Annotated in this window: 12 protein-coding genes; all 12 read right to left on the bottom strand. The window is 45.1% G+C overall.

From position 1 onward, the window contains the following. Positions 1–2 precede the first annotated feature (2 nt). The 12 genes from J7E77_RS02040 to spoIIR all read right to left on the bottom strand — a co-directional run bounded on the left by J7E77_RS02040 (position 3) and on the right by spoIIR (position 12,434). On the bottom strand, positions 3–227 hold the full coding sequence (locus J7E77_RS02040; protein ID WP_088090206.1) for an AtpZ/AtpI family protein: 225 nt from the start codon (positions 225–227) through the stop codon (positions 3–5). A 374-nt stretch (positions 228–601) separates the two neighbouring features. Next, positions 602–2,881, bottom strand: a complete 2,280-nt coding sequence (locus J7E77_RS02035) for a S8 family serine peptidase (RefSeq protein WP_214712011.1) — start codon at positions 2,879–2,881, stop codon at positions 602–604. 90 nt (positions 2,882–2,971) lie between these two features. Further along, positions 2,972–3,991 carry an NERD domain-containing protein gene (locus tag J7E77_RS02030; RefSeq protein WP_214712010.1) on the bottom strand — a complete coding sequence of 340 codons (1,020 nt, stop codon included), beginning with the start codon at positions 3,989–3,991 and terminating at the stop codon, positions 2,972–2,974. A gap of 616 nt (positions 3,992–4,607) precedes the next feature. Then, positions 4,608–5,237, bottom strand: coding sequence for a uracil phosphoribosyltransferase (gene upp, locus J7E77_RS02025; protein WP_168241286.1), 630 nt, complete (start codon positions 5,235–5,237; stop codon positions 4,608–4,610). 332 nt (positions 5,238–5,569) lie between these two features. Beyond that, entirely contained in the window at positions 5,570–6,811 is a 1,242-nt protein-coding gene (gene glyA, locus J7E77_RS02020; RefSeq protein ID WP_214712009.1) for a serine hydroxymethyltransferase, read from the bottom strand. 278 nt (positions 6,812–7,089) lie between these two features. After that, on the bottom strand, positions 7,090–7,656 hold the full coding sequence (locus J7E77_RS02015; protein WP_214712008.1) for a TIGR01440 family protein: 567 nt from the start codon (positions 7,654–7,656) through the stop codon (positions 7,090–7,092). A gap of 48 nt (positions 7,657–7,704) precedes the next feature. Then, positions 7,705–8,151: a ribose 5-phosphate isomerase B gene (rpiB, locus tag J7E77_RS02010; protein WP_088090213.1), complete on the bottom strand. Its 447-nt coding sequence runs from the start codon at positions 8,149–8,151 to the stop codon at positions 7,705–7,707. Between the two features lie 171 nt (positions 8,152–8,322). Further along, complete coding sequence (locus J7E77_RS02005; protein WP_214712007.1) at positions 8,323–8,760, bottom strand: low molecular weight protein arginine phosphatase; 438 nt, start codon at positions 8,758–8,760, stop codon at positions 8,323–8,325. Between the two features lie 85 nt (positions 8,761–8,845). Beyond that, positions 8,846–9,403 carry a manganese efflux pump MntP gene (locus J7E77_RS02000; RefSeq protein ID WP_214712006.1) on the bottom strand — a complete coding sequence of 186 codons (558 nt, stop codon included), beginning with the start codon at positions 9,401–9,403 and terminating at the stop codon, positions 8,846–8,848. Between the two features lie 283 nt (positions 9,404–9,686). Continuing rightward, entirely contained in the window at positions 9,687–10,730 is a 1,044-nt protein-coding gene (locus J7E77_RS01995; RefSeq protein WP_214712005.1) for an L-threonylcarbamoyladenylate synthase, read from the bottom strand. Between the two features lie 184 nt (positions 10,731–10,914). Beyond that, positions 10,915–11,361: a GNAT family N-acetyltransferase gene (locus J7E77_RS01990; protein ID WP_214712004.1), complete on the bottom strand. Its 447-nt coding sequence runs from the start codon at positions 11,359–11,361 to the stop codon at positions 10,915–10,917. Positions 11,362–11,522: 161 nt separating this feature from the next. Continuing rightward, entirely contained in the window at positions 11,523–12,434 is a 912-nt protein-coding gene (spoIIR, locus tag J7E77_RS01985) for a stage II sporulation protein R (protein ID WP_214712003.1), read from the bottom strand. Positions 12,435–12,658: the final 224 nt, after the last annotated feature.

Below are 12,658 nucleotides of genomic sequence, written 5' to 3'. Positions count from 1 at the left end.
AGTTATTTATCTCCTGAATAGAAATGGCGGATTGAAAGGAGCATGGAATAGGTACCCGCTCCAAGACCTATAAGCAGTCCGATTATTAAGAAAATTGGTTCGGTACCCCAATGCTGATCCAGCCATCTGCCTGAGAAAATACCTATTAGAATGGAACCTACTAATTGGGAGACAATTGCGGACATTAAAGCCATAGCTTGTAATGGGTTGCGGTTGTTTTTACGCATATAACACATCCTCACTCTGAGAGAATGTCAATCGGGCAAAAAGTAATATCCATAACCTAAATACTATCTTTAGATAGATTTATTTACATGAAAACCCTATCATTTACACCCTTAGTTAGCATACAATAGCACCCTGTCAATGTCAATTAAATTACGTGAATTATGCCACAAAGTATTTCCTGAAGTATTTTCCAATTTGGAATTTACTCAACAATCTTATTGTAGAGTAAATTGTGAAGGAATTTTGTTCATTTTGTGTCTATTTTGTGAACAATTATAATTATACTAATGGTACAATATTATGAACTTTTATTATGATTTTGTTAAAAAGACCATGTCTTGGTGTGGACAAGGTCTTTTCTTAAAATTGCTTTTTAGTCTTCTATCCTCTCAATCGTGATCATCCGTTGGATATGGTCCTCTTTGCTGGCCTTTTTGGCAAAAACCTTTACTAAATAGGTCCCGTTTGCTGGAAGCTGGTCGTCTGGGATGTCCTTGCGAACAAGTCCCTTTTTCACATTGGTAATCGTATCTAAATAGCCGACAAAACGATAATCCTCCGGGTTAAACAAGGCAATCCCAAATTCCTCCGCCCCGCCCGGCAAATACACCTCATAGCGGTACTGTCCTGGTTTGTCTCCTTCGGCAAAATCAAAGCCCATGACCCGTGGATAGTCCGGCTCCTCTAAAACATAGAGATAGGGAATGCGAACTGATGCCCCGCCCGCCTGCAAGCGGAGATATCCGTCGTGAATTTTCCCTTTAAACACCTGCGGGTCGACCGTCAACTCGACCGTTATGTCCTTTGTCTGCTGAGGCTCGAGCGTAAATGAAAGCGGCAGCCGCCATTCCAGTCCATCGATATATGGCGGGATATCAAACGAATAACGCTGGTCTTGCTGGCTTGTATTTTCGACATGAAGATAGGCTTTATGGACATCACTCTGTTCCGTAAATTTCCCAAACCGGATACTGCTCGGTGTGACGAGTGTGGTGGCTTGGATCGCTTCGTCAACCTGGATTCTGCCTGCCCCCTGTTCAAAGGTGCGGTAGTAGGCGGGTTCTCCCTGTGTACCAAGGGTTCGCCCGTTGATGGTAGTGGTCTTACGTCCGGCTGCGTTCGGGATGGCCGCCGTACGGTCAACGCTATTAGACTTTGCGAGCGGTTTTGCCGTGTTCATCAGGGACGCTTTGATTTGTTCGGGTGTCCAGTCCGGATGGGCCTGCTTAATTAATGCACATGCCCCAGCGACGTGCGGCGCCGCCATACTCGTCCCTTGAAGCGACAAATAGCCGCCCGGAATCGTCGAATTAATCGCTACTCCGGGGGCAACAATATCTGGTTTGATTTCCCACGTTCCCGTCACCGGTCCCCGCGAGCTAAAGTCAGCGAGCCGGTCCGAATCCTCGCTGACCGTGACCCGCGCCGAGGTGGTTTGTCTTTTTAAGGCTTTTTGTAAAATAACCCCGTCTTCCTTCGAGATGGCGCCGACTGGGATCGACATTTGCGTATCGAGGTTTCCCATGAAACGGCCGCCGCTCATATTGTTGTAGATGAGCACCGCTTTTGCCCCTGCCCGCTTCGCATTTTCCGCTTTTTTGGAAAAAGTTAAGACCCCTCTTTTGATGAGGGCAATTTTCCCTTCAATATTTTTCAATTCATCAGGTCTGCCGATGCCGCCATCGACAATGTCAGCGGAGCGGTCGAGCGCCCACTTGGCTGAGCCTTCGAGCGGTTCAATCTGGAATTTATCCCGACTTCCTTCTATTAATAGATAGGGTGTCTCCAAAGTTGGGGTCGATGCACCAACCGATATCGCTTTGGAGGCGGTTCCAGGTGAGCCAACACTCCAAACATTTGGCCCGGAATTACCAGAAGCCGCCACGGCGACGATTCCGCGATCGACGGCGCGGTTGAGGGCGAGGCTGATTGGCAGGTCGGGCCCGTTTATATCATTTCCGAGCGAGAGATTGACGACATCCACTTTATCCTTAATCGCCTGGTCAATCGCCGCGAGCACCTGCACGGTGGTCCCGCCCCCGCCCGGCCCAAGCGCGCGGTACGCAACAATTTTTGCCTCCGGGGCAACGCCTTTTATTTTTCCATTGGCTGCAATAATACCGGCCACATGGGTTCCATGGATCGTCGCCTTCCCGAGGGCGAGCGTTTCCATCGGATCGCGGTCGTTGTCAACCAGGTCCCGGCCGCCGGCATAGTTGCGCTTAAGGTCGGGATGGGTGTAATCGACGCCCGTATCAATAACCCCGACCGTTACCCCTTTTCCCGTCAGCCGTTCATTTTTTTTATCAAAAAAACTGCGGACTTCCTCCCCACCAATAATTTTGACGCTTTCCTCGGTTTCGGCTTGGTAGGTAATAACCGGCGAGACGTTTTTGATTTGTTTATGGCTGCGGCCGATTTCGGCAAGTGTTTCTGCGCTGCCTTCGACCGAGAATCCATCAAGCGCATGGTGGAAAACACGGCGAAGCTTAACGTCTTTGTAGGGTTTCATGAGCTGCAGGATTTCCTGGTCGGTGTGTGGTTTGTCCAGGATTATTATGGCAGTTGTCTCCTGCGTGCTTTTGGTGATCGAAGGATGGATGAGTATTTTCGGAGGTTGAAAAGCTAGCAGTAACGCGAGTAGAAGTTTCATCGATGGATTTCCCCTTTTTCCATATCGTTTTCTTAGAGGGGGGAAAGTATGCACATCTATTTTGGGAAACGGGCATCGGGTATTTCCTATTTACCTGGTGGGAATTGTGTATGCGTTGATTTCCTTTTCACCAAGCGGGCACAGGAGCTGATTTTTCGGAAGGGTGTAAATGGTCCCTCGTTTGGATCCGGACGACGGGAGGTTGAGCGATCGTAGTTGATGCCCCGCAATGAAGGTGGAGTCAATATGCAAAAATTCAGCGAACTGCCTTCTAGTTATTGTCGGTCCGAGCAGGAGGAAATAATCATCGACCGACTGAAAAAAGGCTGTTTTGGAGGAATGCCCGCATATGGGGCAGTGCCACTTAGCAGAGTAAAACGCCATCGTACCGGTTTGGCACTTAGGGCATATCACACCCGTAATAATGTCATCCTTGGATAATTTGTACGTTTGGAGAATATCAGGAATAGGAATTTGATGGTGGACTAAAAGGAGGTCGACTAATTGGCTGGTTTTTCTTTTGCTAAACACGGGTTTTTGATACTTCATTTCAAGCTCTTCCAGTTTGTCCAGAAGTGACTCGGCATAAATCAACTCATTGAAAATTTGCTGATTGTCAGGAGTTGTTTCCACTTTAGTCGTCGGTTTACTGATGATTACCACTTTTTCAATTGGCAAACCCTGCATTTGCATCTTTCTGAGCCAATTTACGAATTGCAGTTTTTGCCTTTTCACCTGAAGAATTGGATTCGAAATGCCCTCTTCTTCATTATTAAATTCCTTGGTTACATGATTGGTTTCCTTGTTAAAAATCAATTTCTTCGATAGATTTTTGACTTCTGCCATGAAGATAAACCTCTGTGAAAGTATCACTAAATCAATTTGGAATGCCTTCTTGTCAGTTAGCCGCAGGCCATGAAAAATGTAATATTGATCTTCTTGCAAAAGCGAAAGATAGTAGCTGCATTCCTTCTCGCCGTAGTATCCCTTCAGCCACGATCTTAAATCTCGTTCGACTGTCGGTCTGATTGGATGATTTTTCGATACCCTGCGGAGTACCGCCATACATTGGTAAGCTTGAATTGGTAACTTCAGTTCTAAAACGACCATATACATCACCTCTTTTTATATATTCAGTGGTAATTTCTATTAAAAGATTAGATATCCTCCTTAAAAATTAAGCAAATTATATCATTTTAGTGAAATTTAGTCTTTTTGCCGTTCATTTTTTAGGTCTATTTCGGTTCTTGTTATCGTTTTATGTTCTTTATTCAAGTTCAAAATTGTTCTCGTTGGAGTTTTGTGCCATTTCCCGGTGGTTTTGTGCCATTTTGGGCAGGTTTTGTTCCGATTTCTAGAGTTTTGTTCCATTTCTAAGAGGTTTTGTGCCATTTTCAAGGTGTTTTGTGCTATTAGACATATTTTCCCAAAAGCGAGCCCTTTTTTTTAAAAAATAAATTGGTTCCAGTATGGATTTTCTCTTATTTCGAGAAATATATCGGGTTCCAAAAAGGATTTTGTATTTTTCGAAAAACAATTTGGGTTCCAGTACGGATTTTCCTTTTTTAAGAAAAATAATTGGAATTCCAAAACCGATTTTTTATTTCCCCAAAAAAAACAATTCAGGCTCCCAATCTCATTATTTTTCCCCCAAAAAAAAATGACCTATTTTTAATAAAACCAACAAAAAAAGCCGAGTAAGCCCGACTTTTTTTCAAACGGTATCCTATTTCGTTCCAAACAACCGATCTCCTGCATCACCAAGGCCTGGGACGATGTAGCCGTGGTCATTTAATTTCTCATCTAATGCAGCGATATAGATATCCACGTCCGGGTGGGCTGACTTTACTGCTTCCACGCCTTCTGGTGCTGCAATTAAACACATAAATTTGATATGTTTCGCACCGCGCTTCTTCAAGGAGCGAATTGCTTCAATCGCCGAACCGCCTGTTGCAAGCATCGGATCAACCACAATGAAATCACGCTCTTCCACATCACTTGGGAGCTTAATATAATACTCAACCGGCATCAAGGTTTCAGGGTCGCGGTATAAACCGATATGGCCCACCTTCGCAGCTGGGATTAATTTCAAGATGCCATCAACCATTCCGATTCCTGCACGCAAAATGGGCACAATCCCGATTTTCTTACCGGATAGTACCTTAGATTTCGCTGGGCAGACAGGTGTTTCGATATCGATATCCTCAAGCTGCATATCTCTGGTAATTTCAAACGCCATCAGCGTCGCGACTTCATCGACAAGCTCGCGGAACTCCTTTGTTCCTGTGTTTTTATCACGTATGTAAGTTAGTTTATGTTGAATGAGTGGATGGTCGAAAACGAATACCTTGGCCATAATCATCGCTCCTTATTTTAAATTATAAACACTTCGTCTCATTTTACAGAAAAAAAAGGCAATGAGCAAATAGAATTCAGCACTTTCAACTAGTTAGATTTTTCAAAAAAAATCGGCCTACGATAGGCCGATTCTCTGCTGCTAAAATAAGAAAGTATTAGTTTTTGAACATAGACAACTGTCTAGCTCCAGCGCCCTAGCGGCTAGTGTCCTTCGCTCTCCACCCTACGATAAGTCAACATCGAATCACCTTCGGCTCTTCGTGTTTCCTTTATCTCAGTTGGAGCGCTCCAGGCCATACGCCGCTGAACAGGGCGCTTGCGCTTTTCTTATTAATATTCTGGATAAAGAGTAAATTTGCTTGTTAAGGCCTCGACACGACCTTGCGCTTCCTCAAGTTTCGCCTCATCTTCATGGTTCTTCAAGGTAAACGCGATAATTGAAGCGATCTCGTCCATATCCGCTTCAACAAAACCACGGCTTGTCACTGCCGCCGTACCGATACGGACACCGCTTGTTACAAACGGACTTTGCGGGTCAAATGGAATTGTGTTTTTGTTAACCGTGATGCCAACTTCATCCAGTACCTTTTCAGCAACCTTGCCAGTTAATCCAAGCGTCGTTACGTCTACTAACAAGAGGTGGTTATCCGTTCCACCGGATACTAACTTCAAGCCTTCTTTTTGAAGACTTTCAGCTAAGCGCTGAGCATTCGTGATAATCTGACCAGCATATTCTTTGAAGCTTTCCTGTAATGCTTCGCCGAACGCAACAGCTTTCGCAGCAATGACATGCATTAGCGGACCGCCCTGAATTCCAGGGAAGATTGATTTATCAATTTTCTTGCCGAATTCCTCTTTGCAAAGGATCATCCCGCCGCGTGGACCGCGTAATGTTTTATGCGTAGTGGTAGTAACAAAATCAGCGTACGGTACTGGGTTTTGATGCAAGCCTGCTGCAACAAGTCCAGCGATGTGCGCCATATCCACCATGAGGTATGCACCGACTTCATCGGCAATCTCACGGAACTTTGCAAAGTCAATCGCACGCGGGTATGCACTAGCACCAGCTACAATCATTTTCGGCTTGTGCTCGAGTGCTTTTGCACGCACATCATCATAATTGATGCGGTGCGTTTCTTGGTCCACACCATATTCAACAAAGTTATATTGAACACCACTGAAGTTAACTGGGCTGCCGTGTGTTAAGTGGCCGCCGTGGGATAAATTCATGCCAAGCACGGTGTCACCTTGCTCTAGAACTGTGAAGTAAACCGCCATATTAGCTTGTGCACCTGAGTGAGGCTGCACGTTCACATATTCTGCTCCGAAGATTTCCTTCGCGCGGTTGCGTGCTAAGTCTTCGACGATATCAACATATTCACAGCCGCCATAATAGCGTCGGCCAGGATATCCTTCTGCATATTTGTTCGTTAAAACAGAACCCTGGGCTTCCATGACTGCTTCACTTACAAAGTTTTCTGAGGCAATTAATTCGATTTTTGAACGTTGACGACCTAATTCCTTTTGAATCGCTTGAAAAACCTGTTCATCAGCTTGTGGCAAATGCTTCATGACAAAAATCCCCCTTATATGTTAAGTAGCTATTGATAATTTCGAAAATTCTTTTTTATTTTACACGAAATACCCTCAAATTGAAAGGGAAACATTCTTCGGATTTTAATTATTTTTTTTACTTTAAGTGAGCGTTTTCATACGTATTGAGTTTATTTTCCGAACGAAAATATTTTATATTATAATAACGTTCGTGTTTTCAATAAAACTTTTTCTTGTTCATCAAAATTTTCCAGCTTATAAAAAACTTTAATGATGGTGCCTGACACCCAAGTTTATTAAGAGCAGCTCGAGTTTTCCTGATTCCGTTCGTATACGGCTCTTGCGCCGCCGATCAGTTTCGGGCGTACTTTGGCGAGTGTTACATGGGCCTGTCCGATGCTTTTTTGCTTCACGCGGACTGGAACGGCAACATGTTTTAAGTGCATCCCGATGAGTGTGTTGCCGATGTCAATCCCGGCATCCGCCTTCACGAACTCTACTACAACCGCGTTGTCCATCGCTCCAAACGCGTAAGTGGCCATCGCCCCGCCTGCTTTACGGACAGGGACAACCGACACTTCATCGAACCGCCTTTCCTCTGCAACCGCACGTTCGACGACCAAGGCCCGGTTTAAATGCTCGCAGCATTGGAAGGCAAGCGTGATCCCCGTCTCCGCTTGAAGGTTTTTCAAACAGCGGTAAATCATTTCCGCCACTTCAACCGTGCCAGAGGTGCCAATCCGCTCCCCAATTACCTCACTCGTACTGCAGCCAACCACTAACAGCTGCCCTTGTTTTAACGCGCCCTGCTCTTTGAATTCCGTTAAAATCGCTTCCAGTTCTTGTTCACACGCTTGAATCATACGCCTTGACCTCCACTAAAAAAGATTTCCAGTCCAGCCCGAGCTAAATTAGAGGTGCTTATCCTCGTATTCACCAATTTTTCCTATCCGGTTCGCATGACGGCCGCCTTCAAATTCACCCGTCAGCCAGATTTCAGCTATATCTCGGGCCAGGCCAGGGCCAATGACGCGTTCACCCATCGTTATGATGTTTGAATCATTATGAGCCCGCGTTGCTTTGGCGCTAAACGTATCATGGACCAAGGCACAGCGAATCCCTTTCACCTTATTAGCGGCAATACTCATGCCAATTCCCGTTCCGCAAATCAGAATCCCGCGGTCAAACTCGCCGCTCGCTACCTTCTCAGCAACTGGCAGCGCGTAATCTGGATAATCCACCGATGTTTCACAGTCACAGCCAAAATCCTCAAATTCAATCCCCAGTTCGTTAAGTAATTGCGCAATTTCCTTGCGAAGATTCACTCCGCCATGGTCTGATGCTAGTGCCACTTTCATGTTAAATGCCTCCTCTACTCTATTTATCTTTTACACACTAGCCCTAGCTCCTCGCCACTAGTGTCCGTCACGAAAAGGGGCTTTGCTCTCCTGATTAATTTTGACATACTGCCACAAAAATATAAAGTTTCAATCAAAAAATAAAAGCCCTCTTCGAAAAGAGAGCATTTGTCACTTTAGTTTTCCAATTGCTTTATCAATTAATCCATTTAGTTCACGAAAGGTTTCTTCGTACATGGCGAGCGGTCCGCCGTACGGGTCGACGACATCATGATTGAAGCCTTCCCCGCTGTATTCCTTTAAAGTATATACCTTCTGACCCTCATGAGGGTATTGCTGCAGAATGGCCAACTTATGTGAGGATGTCATCGTTAGGATGAGGTCGGCCCATTCGACCTCATCACTCGTTAACAGACTGGAACGGTGATTGTGCACGATCCCATTGTCCTCCAACACCCTTTTTGCATGTGGCGATGCCTCACTGCCGTTCGCAGCATAAATGCCTGCCGACCTCACTTCGATCGCGTCGACCGCTTTATTTTTCAAAATTGCTTCTGCCATTGGACTCCTGCACGTATTTCCTGTACATACAAACAAAATGCGCTGCAATGTGTTTGCCTCCTTACAAGATTCTTATGTAATTTATTTTATCATATTTAAGTTAGGGATTCGAAAAGGTTGGCCGATCCGCCCGTTAAAAGAAGGGAGCGAGCAGCTTTAAGCCAAAGGCAAGTAAAATAGCTCCACCAAGTGCCTCACTATATGACCCGACCCAGCCCTGCATCTTGCGGCCAAGCAGCAGTCCCGCCCATGTTTGGATGGTTGCCATGATTCCAAAACACAAAATAACCATAATCGTCTTCGCACCGTAAATGCCTAAGGTAAGCCCTACGGAAAAACTATCAAGACTCACACTCAAGGCAAAGAGCAGCAGGCCGAAACCAATTGGGGAAATAACCTTCTCATCGCTCTTTTTGAGGGTGGACCACACCATTTGCACACCGAGTAAAATCAGCAGAAAACCGCCGATAAAGGTCGCAAAGGTACCAAACTTATCTGATAAAAATTTCCCAGCAATTAAGCCAAGCAGCGGCATCCATACATGGAACAAACCGATCGTGATGCCAATATTAATAATTTTCTTGAGCCGAAGTTTGTACATCCCCATGCCAAGTCCGACTGAAAATGCATCCATCCCTAGTGCAAACGCCATTAACATAAGAGTTACTATTTCGCCAATCATTTCAGACATTCGGACCCCGCCTCCTTGGACTAACTACCCTAGCATATGCACGTCCAAACTAATTTAGAAGTCTTGCTCGGGAACTGGAATATTGGCCGCTTACGTCTATTATACCGCTTCTTCCACGTTTCTAATTCCAAAATTTGTTACATAATAGTGTTTGCGGCCACATTTAATCGGTGCCTGACACCAAAAATCCGCCAAAAAAATTCAAAACATTACACTACACCCAAAATCGGTGCCTGACACCGAAAAAAAAAACACCAGGTCCCCTCACCGGAGAACCTAGTGTTTATTCAGCGATCAGTTTATTTCCAGCGGCTTTCTGAAGGCGGTTCATGATTGCATTTCCGACACCTTCGTTCGGAAATATCTCACTGTAAATGACATCGACCTTTTCTAGATTAAATCTTCGCAGCGTATCATAAAGCGCCGCGGCAACCGTCTCCAATTCTGCCCGCTTCCCGCATGCTAGTACCACATCCGCTTCATACACATCCGCCTGCTCTTCCGTAGTCAGCACCCCGACCCGCAAACCCTCCATCCGTTTTTCTTCTATTAGACGCTGGAGAAATTTCGTGGTGCCTGACACCATAAATAGCGGTGCATTCGGGGCGTAGTGTTGGTATTTCATGCCTGGGGCTTTCGGCCGCGCCGCCTCATCTGTTAACGCGGCATCGAAACGAACTTCACCAAGGACGGCCTCAAGCTGCTCCTTCGTTACCCCGCCCGGTCTTAAGATAACCGGAATCGCTTCGGTGCAATCGATGACCGTTGATTCAACGCCAATTCCTGTTGCCCCGCCGTCGATCACCCCAGCAATTTTCCCATTTAAATCGTCCATGACATGTTGGGCCTTCGTTGGACTTGGTTTGCCCGAACTGTTGGCGCTCGGGGCAGCAATCGGCAGTCCACAACTTTTCAACAATGCCAGTGCGACAGGGTGGTCCGGCATCCTTACCGCAACCGTCGACAATCCCGCCGTGGCTGTTTCCGCTAGGACGCCTTCTTTCTTTTTAAAAATAATCGTCAGTGGTCCCGGCCAAAACGCATCCATCAACACTTCAGCCTTGTCGGGAACCTCAGTTACAAACGTGCTCAGCTGCTTTTTTTCAGCAATGTGGATAATTAGTGGATTATCACTCGGCCTTCCTTTGGCTGCAAAAATCTTCCCAACCGCCAGATCACTTTTCGCGTTCCCGCCAAGACCATAAACCGTCTCTGTCGGCAGGGCAACCACTTCGTTATCCCGTAAAAAATTCGCTGCATCCACAACCTGTGGATTATTTTCAAGATTATCCACATACTTATCCACTTTCCAAACCTTTGTGTTCATAATTATCCACCTTTATCACGAATGAGTCTTCTAGCGAAATTTGGCGAATTTAGTCACCTAGACTCATATTTTTAGCTCAATACGTTTGAAAGTATAAAAGAAGGTGGGCATAAATACAAGTGTTATCCACAAATTGTGCACAACTTCCTTGAAATAGTGGATAACTTTGTGGGTATATCCACAATTATAATGAAAATTTCAAAAATATAGAGTTATCCACATTTAAAACGTGTCGAATATGTTCAGATTGATAAAATTCGCTGGGTATTTCTGCCCGGTCAATCCTCTGGAAGCCCATTATTTCGAAAAATGGTAAGGCTACGCTCTTATTTGTTGCCAAAAACAAACCTTTCATCCCTTTTTCTTTCGCTAATTGGACCATTTGATCAAAAAGAACGAAGATTTCCTTTTCAGCTTGTCCAGGTGTAACAACGAGGGAGCGCAAGAGCCCGAACTCCGTGAAGGCCTCCATGCCAAGCGAACCCTTTAAGGTGCCCTCCTCATTCTCTAGCAGCAAAAAATAGTCAATCGTTTCATCTGTTAGTCCATCCGTCCCCAGATTGGCTCTGGATAAAAACTGTCGTAAACTGCCCAAGTCTTGTTTATTTGCTCTGCGAATCAATGCCTGCATCGCTTCCACCTCTTTTTTTAAGATTCTACTCTATGAATATGGATGAGCTAGAACAAATAGAACCGCTAGATTTGGGAATCTAGTAAAATTTTATTGAAGAAACGACCTCAGCCTCGCCGCATTTTTCCACACAAAAAACCAGCCCCATTGCTGGAACTGGTCTAATTAAACATCTTCTCCCACATCTCTACGACGAAAAACTTCACTTCCACCGGCTTTTCATCATCAGCGGTATAAACAGGCGCATCCTTTTTAGCCAACTTCACTGGCTCATCATCAACCTCAACCATTATCTCATTGAACACTGGCGCATCTTTTTCAATCAGCCTCTCCGGCTTCTTCATTTCTTCTTCGTCCACAGTTGTGGCTTTTTCCTCTTTTTCACCCTTTACCTCAACCTCTTTTTCTACCTTAACCGCAACCTCTTTCGTATCCTCAACTGAGCTTGCTTCTTCTTTTACCTTTTCAACCGTTGCCACCGTTTTTGCCTTTTCAACCTTTTCCTCCGATTTAGCAGGTATCACTGTTTTTGCCTTCGCCTTTTTCTCTCCCTCAAAGCCCTCACTCACCGCTACACCATTTGAAAAGTCAAGGAAGCATAATGGCGGGTAAAGCACGCACCACCAGTTCGCGCCTTCCCCGCTCCCGAGCGTAATCAAAATCGCTTGATATTCTCCGGCAGGATATAAAAATTGACCATATAATTTCGTCGGAAACTGAACCTTGCCAAACTCCACTTTCACCGATTGATCAGACCCTTGGTCGCGGACCACTTGTTCCGATATCGCTTGAATCTCAGGAAGCTTAGACTTGATGACCGTTCTTGCTTTTTCCATCGACGTTAAATCCTGAACCCACAGGGTAATCTGCGCATTCACCGCATCGCGCACTTTCCGTTTAATGGCCTGATCCTCTTCAAAATCACTATTCGCAAGAATCCTAAGCCGAATTGCTTCACCAGGAATCACAATCGATTCTTTTGACGCGGCTTCCGTCTTCGGCATATATAAACTCAACATCGTCCCTAAAGACAAAACGATAAGATATCCCCAAACAATCACTTTACTTTTCAATTCTAGCACCGTCCCTTCGATACCTTCATTTTGGACAAAATGCCAGAATCTTAAACTATTAAATTTTGATATTTTCCAAAGAAACGATTGTATGTACTTCCACTCAAAAGGATAAAATCTAAATGAATGTTAAAATAAGTGGATGGTCTGTCCTGCGAATGGTAATTTGCTCATTGGCCACTATTTTCAGATAAAAAGTGCTGAAATTGCATCCAATCAGGCTT

It is taken from the genome of Bacillus sp. ISL-77, assembly GCF_018613105.1.
This window is presented reverse-complemented; position numbering and strand designations above follow the sequence as displayed.

Excerpts from the sequence above, each read along its gene's own strand:
- J7E77_RS01990 (WP_214712004.1), bottom strand. The coding sequence starts at position 11,361 with ATGCAGGCATTGATTCGCAGAGCAAATAAACAAGACTTGGGCAGTTTA.
- J7E77_RS02035 (WP_214712011.1), bottom strand. The coding sequence starts at position 2,881 with ATGAAACTTCTACTCGCGTTACTGCTAGCTTTTCAACCTCCGAAAATA.
- glyA (WP_214712009.1), bottom strand. The coding sequence starts at position 6,811 with ATGAAGCATTTGCCACAAGCTGATGAACAGGTTTTTCAAGCGATTCAA.
- J7E77_RS02000 (WP_214712006.1), bottom strand. The coding sequence starts at position 9,403 with ATGTCTGAAATGATTGGCGAAATAGTAACTCTTATGTTAATGGCGTTT.
- J7E77_RS02030 (WP_214712010.1), bottom strand. The coding sequence starts at position 3,991 with ATGGTCGTTTTAGAACTGAAGTTACCAATTCAAGCTTACCAATGTATG.
- J7E77_RS02015 (WP_214712008.1), bottom strand. The coding sequence starts at position 7,656 with ATGATTCAAGCGTGTGAACAAGAACTGGAAGCGATTTTAACGGAATTC.
- J7E77_RS02040 (WP_088090206.1), bottom strand. The coding sequence starts at position 227 with ATGCGTAAAAACAACCGCAACCCATTACAAGCTATGGCTTTAATGTCC.
- upp (WP_168241286.1), bottom strand. The coding sequence starts at position 5,237 with ATGGCCAAGGTATTCGTTTTCGACCATCCACTCATTCAACATAAACTA.
- rpiB (WP_088090213.1), bottom strand. The coding sequence starts at position 8,151 with ATGAAAGTGGCACTAGCATCAGACCATGGCGGAGTGAATCTTCGCAAG.
- J7E77_RS01995 (WP_214712005.1), bottom strand. The coding sequence starts at position 10,730 with ATGAACACAAAGGTTTGGAAAGTGGATAAGTATGTGGATAATCTTGAA.